Source organism: Candidatus Chromulinivorax destructor, assembly GCF_003366055.1.
GTDB lineage: Bacteria > Babelota > Babeliae > Babelales > Chromulinivoraceae > Chromulinivorax > Chromulinivorax destructor.
In genome coordinates this window covers 1,144,421-1,168,272 of sequence record NZ_CP025544.1, presented here as the reverse complement: position 1 = coordinate 1,168,272, position 23,852 = coordinate 1,144,421, and the positions used below count along the sequence as shown (strand labels likewise).

Annotated in this window: 26 protein-coding genes and 1 tRNA gene; 8 read left to right on the top strand and 19 right to left on the bottom strand. The window is 32.2% G+C overall.

Translation table 11 applies throughout. The features are described 5' to 3' along the window. Positions 1–13 precede the first annotated feature (13 nt). From C0J27_RS05605 to C0J27_RS05575, 7 genes are all read right to left on the bottom strand, one after another. On the bottom strand, positions 14–535 hold the full coding sequence (locus C0J27_RS05605) for an NUDIX hydrolase (protein WP_115586192.1): 522 nt from the start codon (positions 533–535) through the stop codon (positions 14–16). A gap of 94 nt (positions 536–629) precedes the next feature. Continuing rightward, entirely contained in the window at positions 630–1,268 is a 639-nt protein-coding gene (locus C0J27_RS05600; protein WP_115586191.1) for a hypothetical protein, read from the bottom strand. A gap of 359 nt (positions 1,269–1,627) precedes the next feature. Then, positions 1,628–2,713, bottom strand: a complete 1,086-nt coding sequence (locus C0J27_RS05595; protein WP_115586190.1) for an ankyrin repeat domain-containing protein — start codon at positions 2,711–2,713, stop codon at positions 1,628–1,630. A gap of 92 nt (positions 2,714–2,805) precedes the next feature. Beyond that, positions 2,806–3,933: an ankyrin repeat domain-containing protein gene (locus C0J27_RS05590; protein WP_286206278.1), complete on the bottom strand. Its 1,128-nt coding sequence runs from the start codon at positions 3,931–3,933 to the stop codon at positions 2,806–2,808. 56 nt (positions 3,934–3,989) lie between these two features. After that, complete coding sequence (locus C0J27_RS05585) at positions 3,990–4,253, bottom strand: hypothetical protein (RefSeq protein ID WP_162801845.1); 264 nt, start codon at positions 4,251–4,253, stop codon at positions 3,990–3,992. 292 nt (positions 4,254–4,545) lie between these two features. Beyond that, the gene (locus C0J27_RS05580) at positions 4,546–6,030 is read right to left on the bottom strand and encodes a hypothetical protein (protein ID WP_162801844.1); all 1,485 of its coding nucleotides are present in this window, start codon (positions 6,028–6,030) and stop codon (positions 4,546–4,548) included. A gap of 10 nt (positions 6,031–6,040) precedes the next feature. Further along, on the bottom strand, positions 6,041–6,805 hold the full coding sequence (locus C0J27_RS05575) for an outer membrane beta-barrel protein (protein WP_115586186.1): 765 nt from the start codon (positions 6,803–6,805) through the stop codon (positions 6,041–6,043). Positions 6,806–7,075: 270 nt separating this feature from the next. Between C0J27_RS05575 and C0J27_RS05570 the strand changes: the two genes are divergently transcribed. Continuing rightward, the gene (locus C0J27_RS05570; RefSeq protein WP_115586185.1) at positions 7,076–7,417 is read left to right on the top strand and encodes a zinc ribbon domain-containing protein YjdM; all 342 of its coding nucleotides are present in this window, start codon (positions 7,076–7,078) and stop codon (positions 7,415–7,417) included. A 305-nt stretch (positions 7,418–7,722) separates the two neighbouring features. On the opposite strand, the gene C0J27_RS05565 is transcribed toward C0J27_RS05570, so the two are convergent. The 6 genes from C0J27_RS05565 to C0J27_RS05535 form a co-directional block, all read right to left on the bottom strand. Then, on the bottom strand, positions 7,723–8,337 hold the full coding sequence (locus C0J27_RS05565) for a hypothetical protein (protein WP_162801843.1): 615 nt from the start codon (positions 8,335–8,337) through the stop codon (positions 7,723–7,725). Positions 8,338–8,755: 418 nt separating this feature from the next. Next, a complete protein-coding gene (locus C0J27_RS05560; protein ID WP_115586183.1) occupies positions 8,756–9,286 on the bottom strand; it encodes a hypothetical protein in 531 nt (176 codons plus the stop codon). 2 nt (positions 9,287–9,288) lie between these two features. After that, entirely contained in the window at positions 9,289–9,828 is a 540-nt protein-coding gene (locus C0J27_RS05740) for a hypothetical protein (protein WP_162801842.1), read from the bottom strand. A gap of 2 nt (positions 9,829–9,830) precedes the next feature. Then, the gene (locus C0J27_RS05545; RefSeq protein ID WP_162801841.1) at positions 9,831–10,427 is read right to left on the bottom strand and encodes a hypothetical protein; all 597 of its coding nucleotides are present in this window, start codon (positions 10,425–10,427) and stop codon (positions 9,831–9,833) included. A gap of 29 nt (positions 10,428–10,456) precedes the next feature. Further along, positions 10,457–10,948: a hypothetical protein gene (locus C0J27_RS05540; RefSeq protein WP_162801840.1), complete on the bottom strand. Its 492-nt coding sequence runs from the start codon at positions 10,946–10,948 to the stop codon at positions 10,457–10,459. Between the two features lie 80 nt (positions 10,949–11,028). Continuing rightward, positions 11,029–11,553, bottom strand: coding sequence for a hypothetical protein (locus C0J27_RS05535; protein WP_115586178.1), 525 nt, complete (start codon positions 11,551–11,553; stop codon positions 11,029–11,031). A gap of 351 nt (positions 11,554–11,904) precedes the next feature. Here C0J27_RS05535 and C0J27_RS05530 point away from each other — a divergent pair, with 351 nt between their 5' ends. The 4 genes from C0J27_RS05530 (at position 11,905) to C0J27_RS05520 (ending at position 15,994) form a co-directional block, all read left to right on the top strand. Then, positions 11,905–13,104 (top strand): hypothetical protein, encoded by a 1,200-nt coding sequence (locus C0J27_RS05530; protein WP_115586177.1) that lies wholly within the window; start codon positions 11,905–11,907, stop codon positions 13,102–13,104. 78 nt (positions 13,105–13,182) lie between these two features. Continuing rightward, the gene (locus C0J27_RS05735; protein ID WP_162801839.1) at positions 13,183–13,353 is read left to right on the top strand and encodes a hypothetical protein; all 171 of its coding nucleotides are present in this window, start codon (positions 13,183–13,185) and stop codon (positions 13,351–13,353) included. Further along, a complete protein-coding gene (locus tag C0J27_RS05525; RefSeq protein WP_115586176.1) occupies positions 13,337–13,606 on the top strand; it encodes a septation protein SpoVG family protein in 270 nt (89 codons plus the stop codon). The genes C0J27_RS05735 and C0J27_RS05525 overlap by 17 nt, the downstream gene beginning before the upstream one ends. 54 nt (positions 13,607–13,660) lie before the next feature. After that, entirely contained in the window at positions 13,661–15,994 is a 2,334-nt protein-coding gene (locus C0J27_RS05520) for a DUF3987 domain-containing protein (protein ID WP_115586175.1), read from the top strand. 277 nt (positions 15,995–16,271) lie between these two features. Here the strand turns inward: C0J27_RS05520 and C0J27_RS05515 are convergent, their stop codons facing one another. From C0J27_RS05515 to C0J27_RS05505, 3 genes are all read right to left on the bottom strand, one after another. After that, positions 16,272–16,928, bottom strand: coding sequence for a hypothetical protein (locus C0J27_RS05515; RefSeq protein ID WP_115586174.1), 657 nt, complete (start codon positions 16,926–16,928; stop codon positions 16,272–16,274). 194 nt (positions 16,929–17,122) lie between these two features. After that, positions 17,123–17,500 (bottom strand): hypothetical protein, encoded by a 378-nt coding sequence (locus tag C0J27_RS05510; RefSeq protein ID WP_115586173.1) that lies wholly within the window; start codon positions 17,498–17,500, stop codon positions 17,123–17,125. 41 nt (positions 17,501–17,541) lie between these two features. After that, a complete protein-coding gene (locus tag C0J27_RS05505) occupies positions 17,542–18,471 on the bottom strand; it encodes an ankyrin repeat domain-containing protein (RefSeq protein ID WP_115586172.1) in 930 nt (309 codons plus the stop codon). Between the two features lie 627 nt (positions 18,472–19,098). On the opposite strand from C0J27_RS05505, the gene C0J27_RS05500 reads away from it, so the two are divergent. From C0J27_RS05500 to C0J27_RS05490, 3 genes are all read left to right on the top strand, one after another. Continuing rightward, entirely contained in the window at positions 19,099–19,821 is a 723-nt protein-coding gene (locus C0J27_RS05500) for a Hint domain-containing protein (protein WP_115586171.1), read from the top strand. Positions 19,822–20,470: 649 nt separating this feature from the next. After that, complete coding sequence (locus tag C0J27_RS05495; RefSeq protein WP_115586170.1) at positions 20,471–20,662, top strand: hypothetical protein; 192 nt, start codon at positions 20,471–20,473, stop codon at positions 20,660–20,662. 15 nt (positions 20,663–20,677) lie between these two features. After that, positions 20,678–22,144, top strand: coding sequence for a recombinase family protein (locus C0J27_RS05490; protein WP_115586169.1), 1,467 nt, complete (start codon positions 20,678–20,680; stop codon positions 22,142–22,144). Here C0J27_RS05490 and C0J27_RS05485 read toward each other — a convergent pair. From C0J27_RS05485 to C0J27_RS05475, 3 genes are all read right to left on the bottom strand, one after another. Continuing rightward, positions 22,130–22,206 (bottom strand) — tRNA-Arg (locus C0J27_RS05485). The genes C0J27_RS05490 and C0J27_RS05485 overlap by 15 nt on opposite strands. Positions 22,207–22,287: 81 nt before the next feature. Continuing rightward, entirely contained in the window at positions 22,288–22,815 is a 528-nt protein-coding gene (locus C0J27_RS05480; protein ID WP_115586168.1) for a hypothetical protein, read from the bottom strand. A gap of 20 nt (positions 22,816–22,835) precedes the next feature. Then, entirely contained in the window at positions 22,836–23,828 is a 993-nt protein-coding gene (locus C0J27_RS05475) for a hypothetical protein (protein WP_115586167.1), read from the bottom strand. Positions 23,829–23,852: the final 24 nt, after the last annotated feature.

Sequence of the window (23,852 nt, the reverse complement as noted above, 5' to 3'; positions counted from 1 at the left end):
CACAGCCTAATATTTAGCAACTTATGCTATTTACACAATCAAAATAGAAATGCTTTAAACATACTGATAAAGCTTTTTCACCTTCTCCTGTTTTAGCAAGTTGTGTAATAATATCTAATGGCTTTTCCCAGAAAAAATCATTAAATTTTGTCTGAGAAAAATCTGGTAATTCATTAAATGTTAATTCAAATACTTCGGTAAAACAGTCAAGACCATCTTCAGCTGATAATTTACCAAGTGCATGGTATGGTAATTCAGTAATATCAATACCAAAAACTTCCAGGACTGTGCGATGCAATGCTTCTTCGTACGTTTCACCAACGTGTACAATTGCTGTTAACGGTACATCAAATAAGTCATCACCTTTTTTTGCAAGGGCATTGCGACAGAGTAAAAGCTCTTTATCATAATTTTTGATAAAAAGCTTAACCATACGAATTTGTTTTAAAAGACCATTTTCAATAACCTGCGGCAGTGCAATTGCATAAATAACTTCATCTTTATCGTCTACAATATCAACAAAAATATCTTTCATCACATTCCTCTATTTCTATGAAAAGCTTGATACCATTATTATAAACAAAGTATGATGATCTTTTAAAAAAATTCAAAATAAATAATATCGATTCTCAAGAATTAATTTGTTGCATGCTACCGCGAAGATGATATGAAACTTTTGCATTCAAATTATTATCTTCAATTTTTGAAAGTTTTATATAAGATGACTCTCCATAGTTTTTTTGATTATAATCTTGCTTAAATCCTCTGTTTAAAAACATTTGCTCATCAACATACCATTGAAAATTATGCTCTAAACCTTTGCTTGTTGCACATTTCATGCAATCAGTTGAATAATGAAAATCGTCAGAATCTTGACAATTATTATTGTAAGCGCACACAAATCGTAATGATCCGTACGTTTGCAAACCATAACAGTTATCATTCTCTAATATAGTAATAGTTGGCCGCGCCAAAGCTCTAATACCATACGCTATGTTTACCGTATCATTACTTGCATTACACATAGTATACGTACGTAAAGGCAAAGAAGATTCTATAATACTAGCTAATAACATAGAAATCGTAAGACCTCCAAATAAAAAAGCCGTGGTTACAATACAACAATTTCCACATCGAGTATTTAAATTATCTCTTTCTTGTGAAATATTGGTAACAGGAATTAATGAAACAACTTCATCACCTGCTATAGGTGTAGTATCTTGAGCTATCATCAAATTACTCAAGGAAAAAAACATTGAAACAAACATAAGTAGCCGTCTGTTTTTCAAAAAAATCATAGGTAAACCTAACATTAAAAAATATAAAAATAATAACCGGAAACAATGGTGGCGGCGGCCATGTTACGCTTTTTTGTTTTTTAAAAAGTGTAAAGCAACTCCTGCAAGCAAATTAACGGAATTTTTATAGAAAACTGAGGGCAAAAATCTATAGTAAAAACTTGATTAGATTAACCTAGATTTTGTATATTATGATTCTATTAACAATAAAATAATTGCTTTCTTTAAAATATTATACTGATGCTTATTGAGTAAATATTATTTTCACTTATGATTTTGAAAAAAATATACCTCTATTGCAAACTATCTTGTAATTCAGTTCATTCAGCTTACATAATTAAGCAACATCTATCCTGCTGAGGAACATCCATCATATTTACAAATTCAAAATTTAATGGCTCTGGCCCGCAATACTTACTCTTGCGAATAGTGCTATCAAGATCTGGGAAGTGTTCTAGCAACAAATCAACTATTTCAGAACGACCTTGCTGCATTGCTAATTGAAATGGAGTACGAGATTGATAATTTTGTATATTCACATCTATATTTGGCATTGTAAGTAATAATTTAACGTGATCAACATAATTATGTTGAACTGCAAAATACAAAGCTGTCCAACCCTCTTCGTTTACAAGATTTACATTAATTCCTGGCACTTCAAGAAATAATCTTAAAAAAAATATATTTTCGCTTTCAGCTGCAATAAAAAAAGGACAGGTACAACAATTTTCTGTCGTAAAAGCCCATGAAAGAAACCAAGAATTTATCATATTACGCATATAATCATCTTTATGATTTAGCACATATTCATATATTGCTTGTAATTCAGTTGAGATATCTTCTTGAACCATTGAATCACGACACATCAATTCATAAAAAACTTTTAAAAACGCATCTTTCATATGTAACGTCAAAAAACCTTCGATCTGATCAATAATAGCATGCATATTAAAATCTTGATCAACAACAACATTCTCTTCTAAAAAATCAGCAAAGGATTGATCTATAATTTTTCTTGATAGTAAAAAATCAAAGCCATCTTTACATCCTTTATAATTTATCAAAATAATAGAAATAATTGCCTGTTTTTCATCTTGCAGTGATAGATCTTGCTGAAAATTCAATGGAATATCGAAAGTAACTCCATCTAAAGATCGAGCATTTTCAGAGTTTATATGCATCAAATTAATTACTTCATTTTGATTACATAAAAATTTTCTATTTGTATCAACAGAATTACATTGGTCATGTACATTTTGAAAAAGAAAGCATTTTTTGTTGTTATCATGTTGTTCAACTAAAGACTTAGCGTCATGAGTACAAAATAATCTTTCTTGCGCTGTATAAATAAATGACTGTAAATTTGTTATAATCAAAAAATTAAAAATGTTTTGAAGAATTTTAAAAGCTACCATAATAAAACTTTATAAAAATTGATAAAAAATAGTATAGAAACATTATAAAAATTATTCTATATGAATACATTATACTATATAGTCATCAAAAATCACCCTCTTTTAGAAAAAATCTTATAAAAAATAGAAGTGAAATTTAATTTCAAAGGTCCATTGCTTGTAGAAATTTGCGCGCCACCAGAAGTAAGAATTGAAATCATTTCTTTGTCATCACCTGCTCGAGGAAATCCTAGTCCAGAAACATCGATGATGTATTGATCAGATATTTTTATACCATCTAAAGCTACTCCAGCCCTATAAAGAAGATCGACAGCAGCTACACTTTTTACTAAAATAGCTAAGCCTAATGTAGAAATTTCACGTATCTTATCACCTTGTTCTATTTTTAATAGTGCATGTGGATTAGCTCCATAGGCAATCAGTAAGGAAGCTGACTCAAGATCCTTAACACCTACTGCTAATTGCAATTCAGTCATATCAATAAAACGTTGTTTTTTACTCTTTATGGTATCTACAACTACTCCAAATTTCAGGAGAGTTTTAACCATTTCTAGATAGCCCTGATTAATTGCATAAAACAATATATTTTGATTAAGATGTTCTCTACCTTTATATTTGATAACTGCATTGACATCTGCACCATAATGAGCAAGTAATGCAACCATTTCATGATCATTGCCAACAATGGCATACTTTAAAGGGGTCATATCAATATAACGACCATCAGTTTTTTCAACCCGATCTACGATGATTCCAGCTCGTAATAAAAGCTGAGCTACTTCTAATCTATTATCATGGTACCCTTGATATTTCGTGCAATAATCTAAAAAAGAATAATGATTAATATTAACATTTGCACCTACAGCAATTAATAACCTGGTAGCCTCTATATTTTTATGATGTATAGCATTTGAAAGAGGGGTAGATCCACCACTTTTAGTTTTACTATTATAATGCGCACCCGCTTGCAAAAGCATTGCGACAAGCTTTCCACTTAAATCTTCACGAGCAGCTATATGCAAAGGAGTGTCCCCCCACCGTCTTTTCATAGTAACATCTATTGCAGGCTGTTGTAATAATAGAGCCGTAAGCTCAATCATATTTTTTTCAACAGCGTGATGGAGCGCCGTCCAACCTTCATCATCTTGTGCATTAACATCGACGCCAGCGTTAAGTAATAATGATACCATGTGAATATTATTTTTTATTGCTGCATCTATAAGCAGTTGTCCACGTCTTACTAAAAGCTCTCCATCAAGCGTATATATGTCTTCATTTATTGCATGTGCAAGTTCAATGCAATAAATGAAGACATAATACTATAATTTTTTTGAAACAAAGGATCATCTTCCTGCACATCTTTATCAATCATATTCTTGAGATGTACAGCAAATTGTGCTCCTGCTAATTGCGAAAGTTTAGGAACATATCGATGTACAATAAATTCTTCAGACTGGTATGACGCTTGCATTGCTGCATGACACAACATTGATTGCAACCCAATAAAAATAATAAAAAATAGTCTGATTGCATTTTGCATACTTATTCCAGTTATGAGTAAGATTTTTATAAACGACATAGATAAAAAACTGCAGAAACCTTTTATTTAAATAAGTTTCTGCATATTACAATTCTATCAGAAACAAAAAGTGCAGTAATATAAAATATATTCCTACAAAAATATAAATAAGGATATTGCACGAAAGCTTTATAGGATACAATAGATACTCATGGTTACCATGCAATCTTTGTATACTTTAAATTATGATAAACAAAAAACCAAGCAAGAAATAATAGATTCTTGCTTGGCTTTTAAAAGTATCTACGAGAAATTAACTTTCAATAACCCAGTCAGTTTCAAAGGTAAAAATCCCTGATAATATAACCTTAAGGCCAACTTGTCCAACTGAAATTTGAACACCTATGGGAGTCAATAAATAGGTGTAAGTTGCACCTTGAAAATTGAGTGTATCTCCTCCAGCAGGATTAAATCCCATGATAGTATTTGTACCTATATTACTATTATCTGCATTATCAAGAATAGGAAAAATAAACTGATTTACTCCACCACCGCCATACACAACATTATTAAATCCATTATTAATGGTTAAGGAATCATTAGATAAACCACCCCAAATAGGCATGCCAGTACCTTGAACTTGTGAAGTAACGGTTGTTGCCCCTGTAGGACTCCAATACATTTGGTGGTACGTATTATTCTGATTATCACGAACTAAGTTATATTCATACGTATTACCAACACCTTGAGCTGGGTATAAAATGAAATCTTCTGTTAAATATTCTGGTGACTTAGTCCATCCAGTTGGTAATACAGCTGCTTCAAATGCTGCTGTAACCGCGCTTGGAGTCGAATAATCTGATGCATGCATAATATATTTATTACCCCATGGATCAATAATAAAATATCGTAATATCGGTACCGCTCCAGGAGTTCCTGGCGCAACGCCATTTTCACAGGCATAAAATTTCATTTGCTGTGCTTTATAATTTGCAGTTACTTTTAGGCCACCTGCAACAGGCGCTGTCACAATATTGCCAGCCAAAAATGGGTCATCGTCCGTACCTGGATACATTGAAATTGAATATGGCCACATCGCATTGACCACATTTGAAATTAATCCCCACGTGTATCCATCTTCAGTTTCTATATACGTGGTTACACCATTTGGGTAACCTGGCGATGTAATATACATTGACTCTTGAAATTGTAAATAACGAGTTGTATTTTTTGTGTAGCCAGTTGGTGGATCATAATCTTGCCATTGTTGTTCAGTGATAGGATTTGTTCCACCTTCTTTATACGCTTGTACAAAAGCACTTGGATTATCAGCAACATCTGCAGTATAAATAATTTCATACGATACGCTAATTGGGAGCCATGCTGATTCAACAACTTGCAAAGGATATGCAGTCCCTGATCCTGAAGTACCCCCTGAAGTTGCTATAAATAAATATTTTGTAGCACTGTTTTGAGTAGGGCCAGAAATATTTAATTCTAAAGTTCCACTTGCTCCAGGAGCTAAATTAAAAACAGCTCCTAAACTATCCGGGTATAATCCTCCCGTTGTAATTTGCTCCACATTGCTTGGCAAATTGGCAACATATAGATTTTGTAAATTTTTACGGGTTCGATTTGTCACCGTATAATAGGCTTGTACATTGTAACCAGGAAGCATACTTGTGGGTAATGTTGTACCTTCTTTTGGTACAATCGACAAAATAGGACCAACTGATGCAAAAAAATTCCCTGATGCAAGCAAAAGAAAACTACATACTATTTTTTTTATATTCATCATAATATCTTTCCTAAAACAGTGCTGATAATTGCACAACAAATTCATTTGCATATAAAGATTTTTGAGACAAAGTTCCCGTTACAGCAATACCATCAACGGTAGAATCGCCTAATCCAATGGTACCTACATTAGCAAATCGGTATCCAAAGCTGAAACAAACTTGATCCATAACATGAATATTAAAACCAGCACCTAACGCAAAACTGACTGACTTACTTACTTGATTTTCATACATTCTTGTTGTTGCAAGAGTTACAGGAACAGTTGTTGCAAAATCTCGTGCAGAATTAAATGAAGATCCTAAACCAAACATGAAGTATGGTGAAACTATGTTCCAGCGAGCATATTCTACTTTCACCAAACCTAATAACTGTCTAAATTGCATCGTATAATCAAAAGCATAGGTCTCTTGTGAAGCTGCATCAATACCTTGTGTTAATGTTCCTCCAGTAGCAAAATCTGATGACTGATTATAATCAATCTGCAGCTGAAATCTCCAGTCTGTATCCCCACGCCATTCAATGCCTACAAAGCCACCATATAAAAATGGAATTTTTGTAGTTCCATCGTAATTATAAATATAAAATTGGTCAGAAGTTGCATCAATAGGAAAATCCTGATCGACACCAGCTTTACCAAGAGCTGCAATTCCTGATTGGACCCCAAAGGTAGGATGCCAACGTTGCAAATCTGAACATTGTGCAATCACGGTCATTTGCATAAAGAATAAAAATATAGGCAATTTTTGTAACAAAAACTTATAATAATTTTGCATATATTCCTTCAAAAAAGTTTAGGGAGTAATAATTTTATTCACACAATAGAGAACAACATGGGAATGTCAAGAGCGGTGTAAGAAATTTATGCAAGAGACAACTGTTTGAATATAACATAGGTTTTTTATTATACATGTTCATAGAAATGCATGTTGTAATATATAAAATTTGGTCGACAAGATAGAATATTAATTTCAATGATGATACTATTAAAATCATACATTGTTGCGATGCATAAAGAATAAACTAAACAAGAATGAGGAGAAATAATGATGAATCTACCAAAGTGCCCACAATGCAGTTCAGAGTATACGTATGAAGATAATGGGATTTTCATGTGCCCAGAATGTGGTCATGCATGGAGTCAAGAAGCAAAAAGTGACAAAGCTGAACATAAAAAAATTGTCAAAGATGCCAATGGAAACATCTTGAATAATGGTGACTGCGTAGCCCTGATCAAAGATCTTAAAATAAAAGGAAGCTCATCGGTTATAAAAGCTGGTACAAAAGTAAAAAATATACAGTTGGTCGATGAAGATCATGATATTGATTGCAAAATTGATGGATTTGGGAAGATGGGTTTGAAATCTGAGTTTGTCAAAAAGATATAAAATCTTTATTATTCTGGTACGCACTATCGGACTATTTTAGCAACTAAATAATAGACGCCGGCACGATGTTTACAATGAAACAATTCGTATCGGCGCCATAATTTTAATAACTAATATTGTAAGCTTTTAATTACTTTTATTAAATTCATCTTCTCCTGCAATCAAAGCAAATGCAAATACAATAATTTTTATGCTATTTTAACATAAGAGCATCTCCTTTTGGTTTGTTTTCAACAGCTATTTTAGCTGACAAACAAAAGGAGATGCTCTATCTATTTAATTTTCGAATAAACTCTTATAAAGATTTATTTAAGAAAAGGGTATGCGCAAGCAGCAACAACTCCAAATAAAATCGTTGCATGTATTCTATTTGAACAAGCATTATATTCGTTGTTAAATTCTATTGTAGCTTTATGACAAGTATCAATATAAGAATGATATAATTTTGGATTTCTTTGATAAAGCTCTACTATTTGATCATTGCTTGTAATGTCTTTGTTTGATTCCATAGCTTCTTTATATTGTTGTTCAAGTTTATTTTGAGGTAACCTGAAAAAAAGTAATGCTGGTAAGCAGACAAAAATTAATGGCTTAGAAGCAATAGATTTTATACCGTTTCGTTCTTTTTCAAGGCTTTGTGCATAACGCGTTGCGTTATTATAATAACTTTGTATTTTTAATTTTTCATATGAGCTTTTAAACTCAGCACTTTCTGGAGAATTTAAAGCCTTTAAAGAATAATAATCTTTTGATTCTACAGAAGTATTTTCTAGCGAGCATTCAGTGTTCTTTATAGCATAACTTCGAGTTATACCAATAAAATGGTTTGCAAGTTGTCCGCTTAAAGTATCAAGAGAAGCTTGTGCAATACCTTGTGACATGAGAAAACTAAAAAATAGTATTTTATTTAAGCTTTTCATTATATAGCTTTCATTTAGAATATTAAAATATAATCTTTAAAAAAATATCATGAATTTCATGCTATCTCAAATGGCTGACCTCGTTCTGCACATATGGCACCCATGGACCTCTATATTAGTTTCTCAATAAATTGACAAGGCATCAAAAGCCCTAGATTTTGATGAGGTCGAATGTTGTTGTAGAAATCAGTAAAAATTTATCGAGTTTACTTTCAAGGTCATGCTGCGATTCAAAGCGCTTATTCATGCTGAAAAATTCATACCTAAGTTGAGATGGGATCAGTGTTTCGGGAAGTGCTAAAAACAGTGAAAATTAGAAACTGGTGCGCCCTATCGGATTATTTCCGCAACTTAATAATAGACGCCGGCACGATGTTTGCAATTAAACAATTCGTATCGGCGCCATAATGTATGAATATTATTGTAAGCTTTTAATTACTCGATCTAGTTCCTCTTGCCCTGCAATTAAAGCAAATGCATAAGCTGTATCTTGACAGGCCAATGGGCAACCCGAACTATCTCGTTGTGAATTTACCTTGTTTTTCAAAAGACACTTACTTAATTGAGTTTTTTCTTCAAGTAATTCCGCTGCTTCATCTTTAATCAATTGAACTAATTCTTCCTCAAGAGTTTGAATAATATATGGCCTAACAGTTCTAGCCCCTGATACTCCAATACTTATCCAACTATAAACAGATAAATTACTAATTACATAAGTTCCCGCTGCAAGAATCTGAGTTCCTACTGTAGCGGCAGCTGTTTGTATAATAACAATAGTTCCAGCAGGTAACACGAGTGGTGCTGCAATCACTCCACCAACTACAACAACAGTTCCCCCCACACCATATATAATTATTGTTGTGGTTGTCGGAAGCATACTATTTGATGGATCATTATCCAGAGCAGATAAATTCGCACTCAATAATAAAAGTAATAATAACTTAAACATAATTATTGTCCGCATGCATTCAATGCTTTTGTCATTCTATTAACTTCATCTTGGTGACCAAGTGCTATCATATTTTGAGCCAACTCTTCACAGTCTGTTGGGCAACCCGAGGTATTTTTTTCGCAATTAGATTTACTGTTCATTAAACAGTTTCTAAGTTTAACTTTTGCGTCAATAAAATTTATATTTTCAATTGCAGCAGCTGCTTCAGCTTTATCAATAGCTTTTTGTTCTTCCGTTGGAAAAGTATATTCATATATTTCTTTTGATATAGGATATAACTCAGGAATAGCAAGAACTCCCATGGAAGCAGTAATAGTTGTTATTATTTTAACTAAAACTTTACCGACAGCCTCATCATTACCAGATATTAATTCTTCTAATATTGTTGAATTTGCAAATGCATATAAATCTAAGGCTATTATTCCAGCACCTAGAATCATTGCTGTTATTACCACTGGTGAGTATTTATCATTATCTGCTTGCGACACTGGATACAAATTAGTAGTTAACAGCAAACATAAAAACAATTTTTTGAACATATTTAATTCCAATATTTATTAAAACCAGCTATCATTCTCTCTGCTTCACTTTCACCACCACACATGATAAGCATCTTCACTGTCTCTTCACAGATGGTTGGATAACCTGCATTATTTCTTTTATCTTTTGTTTTACTATCCATGAAACATTTTCTTAAATTTGCTCTTGCTTCATAAAAAGCTGTTCGTTCACGAGCGGCTGTATTTTCCTCTATTTGTTTGTCTGTTGGATAAAAAATTTCACAGGTGTCTTTTATAACAGGTTGTAACTGAGTGACACTATAAGCTGCAACGCCTACTCCTGCAACTACAGTTGCCGCTACCATTGCTGGTCCTACGTATGGCATAACTTCTTTGGCAATTGCTAAATTACTATTTGCTATTGCTATTGCTCCATCAGAGCCTAATGATTTAGCTGCATCAGCGACTGCAGGTGCCAATGCTTGAACTGCTTCTACTCCTACTCCTTTAGCTGCATCTACTGCTACAGGAGCTAATATTTTAGCAGTTTCTTTACCTACACCTCCAAACCAAGATTCACATTGAATTCGAGAAGAAATAAGGATTAAAATAATAATAATTTTTTTATAATTTTGCATAAATAATATTTTCTCAATTGAAATCATTTTTATTTTTGTAATTCATTTAATTGATAATCAATCACAAACCATTTTTGTAAGCATTGCTCATATTTTTGAATAAGCTTGTTCAGGCGTGTATATTCTAATGTATATCTAGTTATTAAATATTTTATTCTTTTAAGCTTTAGCCCACTATCGTTATCTCTATCAATAAAATTATGGCTCAATAAAGATTCAAGAGATTTTTGATGAATAAGAGCATCTTGCAAACTAGATTGAAAAAAATCTAATTCTTCATCAAGAGATTGTATCTGTTCTTCGTCTAGATGTTTAATAACATGTGGTACAATATTTTGAATTCTTAAAAAAATCGAATCTATCAAATTTTCTTTTTCATCAATTGCTTTAATTATTAATGCAATTTCTTTTTCTTTATCATGCTGTGTATTTTTTAATTGTTCTATCTGACAGTCTTTATCACTCTTGCTAAGAACCATACAAGGTATAAACAAGAGACTTAACATAATTTTTTTATACATCTAAAAAGCCCTACTGTAACATTTGAAATATTATATTTACTGGTAACATCTGAAATTAACTGCTTATTAAGTTAAGTTTTTTAAATTTGTCCTTTCTTCATATTATTAAAAACTTTTGTCATTCTATCTATTTCGTCTTCACCGCCACATAACATCAGCATCTTGACAGTTTGTTCACAAACTGTTGGATAACCTAATGAACTAATTTCAGAATTTAATTTAATGTTTTTTAGACATAACCTAAAATTTTTTTGTGCTTTAGCTAAGTGTATTTTTTCACTTACAGCACGAGCTAACTCTCGTTCTTTATCATTTGGAAAAGCATATGATTTTATATCTTTGCCTGCAGAATAGATTTGAATTCCTGCGTTAATACAAGAAGCAACCTCCAAGGCAGGTGCTACAGCCTCTGAAACTTGAATAAATGTTTTCGTTGCAACTTCTGTAAGTGTCCCAGCTACAACTTCTTCTGATGTCATTGATCTTTGATGAAATAAAATAAAAATTGAATAAAAAAGAACTTTTTTTACAACTTTGCCCCAGTTTAGACTATGGCAACTTGAAATTCTTACAAGACCACGATGAACTTGAATATTTTTGAACATGATTTTAAGAACGTATATAAAAATTAAACAGATTGACTCACAATATAATTGTGCTTCATTACCTGATAATACAATCTAGATTGATTATTCAGCAAAAATGAATTCTATCTGAGATGATCGACCAAATCAACACATCCAAATAGAAAACATTTTGAAAAACTACCTATTTTAAATCATAATACAGAAGTGTAATAGTCATGTCTACCAGAAATTATTTTTAACTATGATTTTGACAATAAATATCCTACAAACAACTTTACATAGAATTTTTAGCTGATTAAAAAAGCATGAGACTCATGTCGGATAATATGATAAAATCGATAAATATAAATTATTCCTGAGAAAGTAATCATGAAAAATCAAAAATCAAAAAATCCACATGATAAATTAGAAGCAATTGTAAATCGTAGCAATAAAGTATCCTGCCCTAAAAATTACTTGCCTATAGCCATAGGTGAATTTGGTAAAGAATTATATGAAAATGAAGTACTCCATGACATTCGTCAAGATATTGCAAATGAAGGAAAAGAATATTTCATACCATTACGAATAGCAAACGATAAAGTTCTTCATACTTTAAATCAAGTAGCCCAAACTCTGCGATCACATGCACTAAAATTCCCAAGGTTATCTCCTTATTTACTAAAATATGATGCGGTCATAAAAAATAACATTCCAGGAAGTTACACTCTTGTTGATCAGTTAGAACAATTATTAAGAAGCGCTATTACAGAAATTTCATATGATCATATGTATTTCCAAGCATCCCAAATAACTATCGCAAATCCTCTTGCTATTAAACATAAGGTGGATGAATATGTAGATCATTCTGACGTGCTACCGCATCTAATAATTTCTAACAACGCCGGAAAAATTGTATTTGTATATTCTAAAGACTTATCCGATTGGTACATAGAATTTAACATATTTGAGCGCAATCAAACAACAACTGTCTTTTATAGCTTTCATTATTTAACTACAAAATATGCTCTATGTTATGACATTAGAAAAAGACCCTCCAGAATATACAATTTAGAAGAAGAAATAATTGCATACAAAAAGAAAGATGCTTTCAATTTTGATCTAGCAATACAAACAAATACAACAGCTGAAGCTCTTGCGCATGAAGTTGACATAGAAGAATGTAAAGTTTGCGTAGATCGCGTATGGGAATTTATTAAACCAAGGTTATTTTCAGAACCAGATATATCAAATTGGATATCATTTATATCAAAAGGAACAACCATCATTGTAAAATCAAGTATTGGTGAAAAATCATTTTCTACACAGGATCGCACGGGAAGATTTATTAAAGTATTTGCAAAAAATCCACACGAAACGATTACTGATAAATTGTTATGGAAGAAAATTGAACAGTTGTCAGTAGAAGAAGAGTTAGACGGGCAACAAAAAGATCAATTAAATAATACCTACAAATCCGTAAATAAAGAACTTAAAAAAATCGGCTTGCTATCAACTTTTCAAAAAACCACACCAAAAGATAACGTCATTCAAAAGCTCTGGTTAAATCCATCATTGCAAGTGAAATAATATTTTTTCATAAATAACTTTTACTTCAATCCCTGGAGCGCTCCAACGGCGCTCCTTTCTCTTTCATAGACTTTTTCTATGAAGATAAAAAAACATATCACTTTAACAACTCATATTCAGCAGCCTCGCCAACCTGGCCCTCTATCACAAGATGAGGCCAAACAGCTTACTGACTTCTTTGTCGCGCTGATTGATCTCAAACTTCAAGAACCTGTAAAAACATGGAGTCGTGATGATATCAATAAATGAAATTCAAATCGTACCGATAGAATCAAAAAATGGAATGGTGGGCTTTGCAAGTGTAATTGTTGCAAATGCCTTTTACCTTGGATCAATTGCAATATTTACGCGACCTGAAGGCGGATACCGCCTTACCTACCCTACGCGCAAAAACACTCGTCAAAATTTAAATTTCTTCTACCCCATAAACAAGGAGGTAGCTCAACAAGTAGAACTCGCTGTGATCAAAAAATACCAAGAGATAGTAATAGATACAAATTAAAAGAAAAGACCATCATTGTTGGATTTGATAGTCTTTTACAATACAGGAATTAATATGACTCATACTAACAATTTTATTGAAAATTGTCGATCCTATATGGCGGACCAAGAACTATCGTTTGATGGTGATTTTATAGCTGATGGCAAAATTCATCGATACTCATCGGATGGTAAGCAAAATAAAAAAGATGAATGGTATATTGCGCATGAAATGATTTCTCATAAGGGATATCCAGGTTTGACGGTAACATTTGGATCTTGGAGTGAGGGTATAACTTGCACTTATCGATCATTTGATCAACAACATAATTCACTCTCACAAGAAGATATTGCCGATTTTAAAGACATTGCGCGTCGTAACAAATTAGATGCCGATCAGAAAATGCGCGAAGAGCAAAATCAGGCAGCTGTTGCAGCTCAAAAAGCTTGGAATTTGTATTCGGTACAACCGTTATCAGATGAATGCTCTCGTTATGAACGGCATAAAGGAATACAACAATACGAGGGAATAAGATATGGATTGCATCCTAAAAGCAAACAAGCTTTCATGGTAATTCCACTTATTAATATGAAAGGGCATTTACGATCATTGCAATATATTTATCATGATGAGCAAGGCTTTCAAAAGCGATTCTTCAAGGATGCTGAAAAAAGAGGAAACTTCCATTTTATTGGTAAGTTAACTGATTCGGTGCCCAGGATTTTTTTTGGAGAAGGATATGCAACATGCGCAAGCATTTTTGAAGCAACAAACGAACCAATCGTAATTTGTTTTGATGCAGGCAATATTATAGCTGTCATTGAAGTTTTCAGGCAGCAATACCCGAACACAGCATTTGTTATTGCAGCTGACGGAGATGATATTGGTCGAAATAAAGCTACATTAGTAGCAAGCCAATATAATTGCACGGTTATTACGCCGGAATTCCCGCTTGGTTTTAATTTGAAGAAGTATACAGATTTTAATGATCTTCATGTAGCGTGTGGTATAGAAGTTGTTCGACAACATTTAGCTCAAATAAAGTATGATGAGCCATGTAATCAAAAAACAATTGCTGAATCATACTTTGCAAAAGATAAACAACCTTGTGATAGTTTTAAAATTGATGTTTTGCCACCAATATTCAAAGAATATGTTCAAGCGTTAAGTATGACAACAAAGGCGCATCCAATTATGATAGCATCTTCTGTGCTTTCTATGGTATCAGGATATTTGGGCACGAAGGTATCTATTCCTAAAAATGAATATTTCCAGGTTTTGTATCCAAATTTATGGATCTTGTGTATTGCTAAATCTGGTTCATTCAAAACCACTGCATTAAACAAAGGATCTTTTATAGCAAGGGCTCAAGAAAGTAAATTGTTACAACAAATGAAAATCATGAAAGATGATGCAGCTGATGCACAAGCTATTTTAAATGTATCGCGACAAAATGTTGTTTTGCCAACTAAGTTAACTTCTGAGTCTTTTCTTGAGTACTTATCACAGGGGCATTGCGGCACTATTTACTCCTCTGAATTTGGTGGCTGGTTAAGCAATTTGGAGAAAAATCATAATCAAGACTTTAAGCCAATCCTCACGGATTTTTATGATGTCCCTTTATCTTTTCGATACAAGACTAAGACACAAGGTGATTGTATTATTCATCAGCCATTCGTTTCTATTTGCGGCGTTTCAACGATGACATGGATCACTGCCAATCTAAAGCCAACAGATATTTCAAGTGGTTTTTTTGCACGGTTTTTGATTATGATGCCTTCTCATCAAGATGAAATCCCTGCTGCTTTACCAGAAAAAACAGACGACGATTTAAGTTTTGTTGAAGTTGCATTTCATGATCGACTGAAGTCAATTTTAGAAAAAGTATCTGATAAAAAAGAATACACGTTAACGCCCGAAGCTCAGAAACAATTTACTGAAATTCATAAATCAATGTATCAGCAAGCTTTGCAGTATGATGAATCGGCTCAAGAAATTTTACAGCCATATTTAAAACGATGGAGTCCTACGTATCTTAAGATTGCAATGATCATGCAATTGTTTATTGATGCAGATGCTCACGAAATTGATAATATTGCCATTTTGATGGCAGATAATTTTTTAAAACCTGCAATAGAATCAACAAAATTATTATTACAGAAAGAGCTTGGAGAATCCCAATTTCAAGGTAAGTGCCGCAAAGTTTTTGAATGGATTTGCTCTCGCATTAAAAAGTTTAACAGACCAGTTACTTGGCAAGAAATTGTAACATCCAAACAGTTAGATTTTGGCGGAGAAGAATATGAAAAAGTTTTATCTATGTTAATAGATCAGGGACTCATTGAATATCGAGAACTTAAACCAAAAAAGAAATCGCAATATTTTTTAACTGATAAAGTTGAAGGGTAATTGAAGCAGTGCTGACACTACAAAATTATTGATTGCAGGCTTGTTTTATTACATTTTGTTGTACAGGTTGAAAGATTGACATAGATAGCTCTCTTATCAAGACTTCAAGAGATATTCAGAATGTTCAATCTTTCAACTTTTATGCAAATTACGTATCAAACATCTTTGTTGAGCCATATTTTAAGTTGAGAACATTATCAATGCATTTCAAATCTTTCAATGAAATTATTCAGGCATATAATCAAGGTAATTCTTTTAGTATGACTTTAAAATGATTTTAATAATGACTTCCAATGTTTTTTCCAGTCGATTGATGTATTTTTCCGGCAACGTTCTCCGGTGTTCTACTTGAAATTTGTCCTTGTAACTCTAAATCTTTAAGCACACACGGAGCATCAGGTCCAGGCAGTCTTGAAAAACTTTCCATTACAACAGTTATATTGCCAGGACCATTGTTTTTATCGTCTTTCATTTGATGAAGTAGTGCAGTTTCTTCACGCCAAATTTCATCATAATGTCCTAAAGTTCTATGAACAGTCGATTCAGCAAATTTACGAAACATTGCACCATTTTCTCTTCGACCACCAATGCGTCGTAATGCAAAATCTCTTGCAAGCTCAAGCAAAGGATATTTAACACACCAACCACGAAATACATTTGGAGAATATCCTTGCTCATCAATAAAATCATTAAGCCTCAAAGATGTATCTAACGCAGCCCACTCTTTAAGTTTTTTAGTTTCTTCTTCAATAAAGGTGTTTGTTTCGAAATGAACTTGCATGGTCTGTAAATTAAAAAACTCACCATAAACAAGCTGTTTTACTTCATTTGTATGATCAGATTCTAACATCGTTTTACTCTTCTTAGGACCAGGTGTTTTTTTGGACTTGATAGCTTCTTTTGTGTTATTATTAATCATTTTATTTTCTATCATGTTTGCTCCTTTTACATTTGATTAAATGACGATAGTAGTTTAAAACAAAAAATCAGTTATAGATAAATAAGTATAGATATTATAATGTTAACCATCCAATCGCTAAAAAAATAGTAGGACCAAGAAGATTTAACCTCTCAGTACCTACTTATTATCTTGTTTAGCTAGATAATTAATAATTATAATAATAAAAATCACCTAAAATACGACCTTTTTTTGCTGGGAGATGCATATGAACTGAGCTGATTATATTCATAATTAGAGTTATCGACTCGACGACTCGTGGAGTATCCAACGTTTTCTTTAATATATCCTCCATTTTTTGATACATATCCATCGCTATAATAATAAGTATCACCTACGTGACGACCCGTTCCAGAATAACCATTTGGTCCATTAACATAATCACAATCACCAGATCTATAAGTTGTATACATCCCATGATCAGTATCTGTATATATAACATCACCTGAACGACGACTTGTATGAAATCGGGTTTGTATTTGAGGTACAATATTCAAACAAATTATTGCGACAAATATAATTGATCGCATATTAATTAATTTTGTCATAATTTTCCTTATTATGAATGTAGTAGAAACCAAAAAGGCGCCTACTTATTATCTATTTTTTTATTTAACAAATTTCGCATCTCTTCTGTTTGTGCATATTGAAAAGGGGTTTTATCATTAACATCTTTAGCATTTATATTTGCACCCGATTTGATCAATAATTGAGCATGTGATATTGCATCAACTGCACCCATTGCATAATGATTAATACTTGCAACTAAATGCAATGGAGTTTGTCCCTTGTTGTTTTGACTATTTACATTAGCTTTATTATTAATCAAAATACGTGCTTTTTCTATACCAGCATTATGCAATGAAGTATTACCTTCGCAATCCCTACTATTTAGGTCAGCTCCTAAATCAATAAGCAATTGAATAACTTTCATGTCTGAATGACATCGATGTAATGGTGTTAATCCATTCCAAGGTCCACGATATGAATTACCTCCGGATCGACAATTTATATCAGATCCTGCTCTAACTAACAGTCGAATCATTTCTAATTGATCTTGATGACCACAAGATGATAAATAATGCAATGGAGTTAGTCCTTGTTGCTCCTTACAATTCACATCCGCTTTCAAATCAATTAAAACCTGTATCATCTCCTTAGACTTTGCTTCATATAATGGAGTCATCTGGTTTGAATCTTTTATATTAATATTAGCGCCACATTCAACAAGTAATTTAACAGCCTCTATAAAATTTGATTGAACAGCTATATGCAATGAAGATGTAGCATGATGACCATTAAGATATATATAATTAACATTTGCTCCAAAACCTCGAATTAATGAAGATATTTTTGCAAGATCATTTTTTGAAGTTGCTTGATATAGGTCATAATTGTTATTCTTTAAAACTTCAGCTGCTTGTTGATCTCGCTTTTGTTTTAAATAACCGTTTTCTGCAGATACAAATGACGTCAATAGTAACATTCCAGATAATATACCCATGAACTTTTTATTCATAATTTCCCTATCGATAACTTTTAATTAAGAACAGCTTGATGTGTGAAAAAACTCAAACAATGTCTAGTTGAAACCTTAGCTCATTTGTCAATTAATAACAAATGGTTGATAGAGTCTTGTTTTTAAATATCCATTATCAATATGAAAATAATTTCTCGAAATCTTCTGATGATTGTTTCTAATTTCGAAAAACTTTATAAAAATATGTCATTTTTTTAAGATTACAAATAAGCATGAATTCAGGCTGATTTGTAGCGCAATGTTTTCTCTTATACTATTGAATTTGTTACGTTACATTAAAAATATGACTTATTGCTGTGCTTAATAAACCTACTGAATCATTTATACGAGCAATAAATTCATCATTGTATGCAACAAACAAGCAATAATGCATAAGAGAAATGATTTCTTCGAGCTCAATTAAATTTGTTACGCATTGAAATTACAATGTCGATTGACAGCATGTTATAGAGGTTTTTACATTTGACTTATTGTTAAAATAGGTTCACCTTGAAATACGATAGTATAATTTCGTAACAGTTGAAGGGGCAAAATAACAACGTATTTTAAAGAGAGTAGTAAAAAGGAGAAAACAACAATTTATTTTTTACCGTTGGGAATGTTTTTATGATACAGCATGTCTACCTTATGCTTATAAAAAATAGTTTTAAAGTTAATGCCTTTGCATTGCTATGTTTTTTAAATTTTACTTGTATGAATGCAAGCGGATTTGATGGTAATACTTTAGTTACAACTTCAAGTGGTCGTTTAAAATCAATCAAAGAGTTACAAGTCGGTGATGAAGTTGTTTCTTATAATAACAATCTTGAACCTGAAATAAATCCGATTAAGGGTGTCTGTGCTTTTATGGTAGATGCAACAATGAATATCACCACTCAAGATAATATTTCAATGACTACAGGTTTAATGGAACGTTTTTATCTACCAATTGAAAATCAATGGGTATGTGCAAAAGATCTTAAAAAAGGCGACTGTCTTTTAAACGAAGATCTAGAATATATTGCTATAACCAACGTTGAAATGCATGAGGGTAAAAGCATCATGTTCCTTATCTCTGTTGATAATCAACATAACTTCTTAGCTTCTCAAGGTAAATACTTAACTCATAATGGGCCAATAGGAGCGGCCATAGGAGTCTTCGTGGGAGCAAGTGCTGTTGCAGGCGCATATGGTGGACTTACCTGTCTGGTAGGAGTCTTATCAGGCCCTGCTGCACCTGTAGTTGTACCAATTTGGTGTTTATGGACAGCGGGTCCTGCAACTGTTGCTACAAAAGTCGGTGGTTTAGCTGGTGGATTGATTGTTGGCGTTGCTACAGGACCAGTATAATAAAATAAGGATTTATTCATGTATCCATGGTATATGTTGTATACTATAGCGATGATTGGTGTTGCTATATCCTATTATATAAAAGTTCATATATTGGGAGATAAATTTTGAATCAAAACATGCATTCGTGGATTGCAACAGTACTGGGTGTACTAACAGTAAAATTGTTATTTCCACAACATAAATTTAATAAAATAGAAAATGAATTTGATTTGATACTATTTATTGTTGATTGGATGGTACCAATAATATGTTTTAGTATCTGGTTATATCAAATCAGTTAAAATATAAATAATTTAATGAATCTAAAACTCAAGCTATCTTGTTGCATAAGTAAAGATAGCTTGAGTTTTAACTGTTTATATTTAAGTTATTCTTTCTCCCATTACTCGCACCATATTGCTTCATCAAACAATATGGTTTTTTTATTTCATCCCTGTTCCTATATTTACATGACTTGAAATTAATTGTGAATGAATTAATAACATCGGTTTATAATTTATCACAACTATTTTTAATTGCTTTCACATAAAAAATTAATGAATAAGTTTACTGCACAGCAATTGACGGCTTGACTCTATGATGAAAATAATAGATACTTATAGCATACATTTACTACGAAACCTATATTTTCCATGGAAGAACTAATATGGAAATTCAAAAAATAACTACCAAACTAAAGACGACTATTTATATTTCTGATGAAGATGAACAACTTTTAGATGAGTTATTCATTAAACGCATGAGAGATAAAAATAAAACCGACAGATCTGCACTTCTTTGCGAAGGAATCCGATTGCTTTATGCAAAAGAAATTGGGTCCTCAGAAAATCATAAATAACGATCAATACACATCATGATAAAAGTAATAGTCTACGCTCGTGTATCTTCTAAAGAACAAGAAGTTGAAGGATATTCAATCCCTGCCCAACTAAAATGTCTGCAAGAGTACGCTACTAAAAATGGCTTTATTATCGTCAAAGAATTTACTGATGTTGAAACTGCAAAAAAAGCAGGACGAACACAGTTCAACAAGATGCTTAATTTCTTAGCTGAAGATACATCTGTTAAACATATCTTAGTAGAAAAAACAGATAGACTGCTACGCAATATCACTGACTATGCATTAATTGATCGTTTAATTGAGTATTGTGATGTTCGAATTCACCTCATTAAAGAAGGTGGAATGTTAAGCAAGGATTCACGCTCTAACGAAAAATTCATCTTTGGAATCAAAGCATTAATGTCTAAAAATTACGTCGACAACCTAAGCGAAGAAGTTCGTAAAGGGATGACGGAAAAAGCAGCCCAAGGAATTTACCCTTCTTTAGCGCCTTATGGATACATAAATGCAAAAGAAAATGGGAAAAGTGTTATCAAAGTTGATCCTGCAGCTGCTATCTTTGTTCAGCAAATGTTTGAGCTGTACAGTACTGGTAGCTATTCTTTGCTAACGTTACGAAGAACCATGATCAATGACGGTATGATTTATCGCAATGGTAAGAACTTTTATACCAGCACTATTGAAACGATTTTTAAAAATGAATTTTATACCGGTGTCTTTTTTTGGAAAGGCAAAAAATATGAAAATGCATCACACGAAGCATTGATCAGCAAAGAAATGTTCCAACGCGTGCAAGACGTCTTAATCAATCCAAATAAAAGTAAATCCCGTAAAGGTTTATTTCCTTTTACCAATTTAATTAGATGCGGAATGTGTAATAGCAACTTCACTGCTGAAATCAAAAAAGAGAAATACATTTACTATCACTGCTCGGGTAATGATGACTGTAATAAAACATATCTTAAACAAGAAACTATAGACGACCTCTTTAGTTCATTATTTGATCAAATTCATATTTCAGCAGAGATTCAAACAATCATCTTACAAGGTTTACGTGAAAGTTTTAAAGATAAAATTGAATACCATAATGCATTAATATCTGAACTTGAACAACAAATTAAACGCCTACAAAATAGAATAGACCAAACGTATCTTGATAAGCTTGATGGAAAAATAAGTGAGGCTTTTTGGCAGACAAAAACAAAAGAATGGTCAACAGAACAAGAAAATCTCAACGATAAACTTTTTGCAGCTAAAAAAGCTGATGTACATTATTTAGAAAACGCAGACTTTATCATCGAACTTGCTCAAAATGCTGGCCAGCTATTTAAAACAGGAAATACTGCTAAGAAAAGAAGAGTAATTGACATGCTAACATCGAACTGCGTTTACAAAGATGGAAACATCGATGTGGAGCTGAAACCAGTGTTTGGGGAAGTGCTAAAAACAGTGAAAACTAGAAACTGGTGCGCCCGATAGGAGTCGAACCTATAACCGACGGATTCGAAATCCGGTACTCTATCCAATTGAGCTACGGGCGCGTAATTTTTTGAGAATTTTTTGATACCATAAGTATACAAGATCTTTTCAGATTATAAAAGTTTTTTATCAAGCAACCTAAATCAAAGATACTGATGAATAGTATCAACCGATTGTTGCCATGCAGCTGCATGATCAACCAAATACTCAGCTCGCAAACGGTTTGTTGGCATATTAATAAAATTCATAATAAATTCAGTTACATTTTTGCAAGCAGATTGTAGTTCTGGTAGATTCTCATACATATCAGAAGTTGCAACATCTTTAATCATAGTAAAAATATCTTTAAATTCTTTAGGCGACATCACATGAGGCCATGAATTTATAGTTATTATAAGGTTTTCAATTGGTTTATTATCATTTTTTACGTTTTTGCCAATAATTTTTTCGATGAAGTCTTTCATTAAAATATTATCAAAACAATTACTTATAAGATCAAAATTGTTTACATCATTCAATAATACATCATCATCATTGTACACTGAATTCAGGTCGTTTAGGGAATCAAAATCTAAATTAACTATAAAATTATCATGCAAATAAAATTGCTCATCTGCAGCAGATATACATAAAAAATTAAATAAAAAAATCACAACAACTTTACTCTTCATACTATAACCTTTTTTGTTTATTACCAAAATCGATCTTCGATAACATGATTATCTACAGCTTGATTACAAAATACACGCATTGCACTTAATAGATCATGAAATAGATAATTATGATAATACTCTTTTAGATACAAAACAGCGTTGCTTTTTGCATCATATTGTAAAGATTTTTGCATAGCTATATGATTTATTTTTTTCAATAAAGGATAAAATAGTTGAGCTAATTCTTCTTGCTCATCTTGGTGATCATTATAATATGCAATAAATTTACGTAATAATTCCTGAGGGGCTAAAAACATTTCAAAGTTTTTATTTTTTTTAGAAATTCTTACTATAAAATCAAACCTATATTGTAAATCATGTACTGTATCTAAAAAATCTGGTACGAATAGCTGAAATAATAGCATTTCAAAATAAAATTTAAACATTTCTTTTGTGAATAAAACCTTATTTTTTAATAAATTTAGAATTTCAATGTTTGCTTGAACTGCATAATTAAATTCATCATCAGTCATCAACACTTGTAATTTTTTTTCATTATTACGGTTAGCAGGATGTAAAATAAGTTTTTCTGAATCGAAGGGATAATTGTCACCAACATTTTTTATTACGTATGCTTTAAATATCTCTTCAAAATTTTCAACATTGTCATCAAAAATATTTACATTTTTTATAGCATCTTGCGTAATTGTCGTAGAACTGTTTTTGTTATCTTCTAAACTATCTAATGAAACAGACGAATTCCATAATTGATAATCCGCATCGCTGGTAGCCTCTTGAGTCATTGCATTCAAATCCCATGCTTCCCACGTATCATTTGACAGTGATAACTTTTTATTTTCCTGCTCAATTGCTTGCAAATCTAACGAGCTTTCGTTGAAATCTAAAAGCTGTTCATCTAAACTTCTAGAACTTATTGTTGGATGCCAAGAACTTGTATGCAAACTAGCATATATGCCAGATGTATATAATACGAAAAATACTAGATATCGTATCGCTTTATGTATTTTCATTTTTAACCTTTTACTCAATAAGAT

Excerpts from the sequence above, each read along its gene's own strand:
- C0J27_RS05605 (WP_115586192.1), bottom strand. The coding sequence starts at position 535 with ATGAAAGATATTTTTGTTGATATTGTAGACGATAAAGATGAAGTTATT.
- C0J27_RS05600 (WP_115586191.1), bottom strand. The coding sequence starts at position 1,268 with ATGTTTGTTTCAATGTTTTTTTCCTTGAGTAATTTGATGATAGCTCAA.
- C0J27_RS05595 (WP_115586190.1), bottom strand. The coding sequence starts at position 2,713 with ATGGTAGCTTTTAAAATTCTTCAAAACATTTTTAATTTTTTGATTATA.
- C0J27_RS05585 (WP_162801845.1), bottom strand. The coding sequence starts at position 4,253 with ATGCAAAATGCAATCAGACTATTTTTTATTATTTTTATTGGGTTGCAA.
- C0J27_RS05580 (WP_162801844.1), bottom strand. The coding sequence starts at position 6,030 with ATGATGAATATAAAAAAAATAGTATGTAGTTTTCTTTTGCTTGCATCA.
- C0J27_RS05575 (WP_115586186.1), bottom strand. The coding sequence starts at position 6,805 with ATGCAAAATTATTATAAGTTTTTGTTACAAAAATTGCCTATATTTTTA.
- C0J27_RS05570 (WP_115586185.1), top strand. The coding sequence starts at position 7,076 with ATGATGAATCTACCAAAGTGCCCACAATGCAGTTCAGAGTATACGTAT.
- C0J27_RS05565 (WP_162801843.1), bottom strand. The coding sequence starts at position 8,337 with ATGAAAAGCTTAAATAAAATACTATTTTTTAGTTTTCTCATGTCACAA.
- C0J27_RS05560 (WP_115586183.1), bottom strand. The coding sequence starts at position 9,286 with ATGTTTAAGTTATTATTACTTTTATTATTGAGTGCGAATTTATCTGCT.
- C0J27_RS05740 (WP_162801842.1), bottom strand. The coding sequence starts at position 9,828 with ATGTTCAAAAAATTGTTTTTATGTTTGCTGTTAACTACTAATTTGTAT.
- C0J27_RS05545 (WP_162801841.1), bottom strand. The coding sequence starts at position 10,427 with ATGCAAAATTATAAAAAAATTATTATTATTTTAATCCTTATTTCTTCT.
- C0J27_RS05540 (WP_162801840.1), bottom strand. The coding sequence starts at position 10,948 with ATGTATAAAAAAATTATGTTAAGTCTCTTGTTTATACCTTGTATGGTT.
- C0J27_RS05535 (WP_115586178.1), bottom strand. The coding sequence starts at position 11,553 with ATGTTCAAAAATATTCAAGTTCATCGTGGTCTTGTAAGAATTTCAAGT.
- C0J27_RS05530 (WP_115586177.1), top strand. The coding sequence starts at position 11,905 with ATGAAAAATCAAAAATCAAAAAATCCACATGATAAATTAGAAGCAATT.
- C0J27_RS05735 (WP_162801839.1), top strand. The coding sequence starts at position 13,183 with ATGAAGATAAAAAAACATATCACTTTAACAACTCATATTCAGCAGCCT.
- C0J27_RS05525 (WP_115586176.1), top strand. The coding sequence starts at position 13,337 with ATGATATCAATAAATGAAATTCAAATCGTACCGATAGAATCAAAAAAT.
- C0J27_RS05520 (WP_115586175.1), top strand. The coding sequence starts at position 13,661 with ATGACTCATACTAACAATTTTATTGAAAATTGTCGATCCTATATGGCG.
- C0J27_RS05515 (WP_115586174.1), bottom strand. The coding sequence starts at position 16,928 with ATGATAGAAAATAAAATGATTAATAATAACACAAAAGAAGCTATCAAG.
- C0J27_RS05510 (WP_115586173.1), bottom strand. The coding sequence starts at position 17,500 with ATGACAAAATTAATTAATATGCGATCAATTATATTTGTCGCAATAATT.
- C0J27_RS05505 (WP_115586172.1), bottom strand. The coding sequence starts at position 18,471 with ATGAATAAAAAGTTCATGGGTATATTATCTGGAATGTTACTATTGACG.
- C0J27_RS05500 (WP_115586171.1), top strand. The coding sequence starts at position 19,099 with ATGATACAGCATGTCTACCTTATGCTTATAAAAAATAGTTTTAAAGTT.
- C0J27_RS05495 (WP_115586170.1), top strand. The coding sequence starts at position 20,471 with ATGGAAATTCAAAAAATAACTACCAAACTAAAGACGACTATTTATATT.
- C0J27_RS05490 (WP_115586169.1), top strand. The coding sequence starts at position 20,678 with ATGATAAAAGTAATAGTCTACGCTCGTGTATCTTCTAAAGAACAAGAA.
- C0J27_RS05480 (WP_115586168.1), bottom strand. The coding sequence starts at position 22,815 with ATGAAGAGTAAAGTTGTTGTGATTTTTTTATTTAATTTTTTATGTATA.
- C0J27_RS05475 (WP_115586167.1), bottom strand. The coding sequence starts at position 23,828 with ATGAAAATACATAAAGCGATACGATATCTAGTATTTTTCGTATTATAT.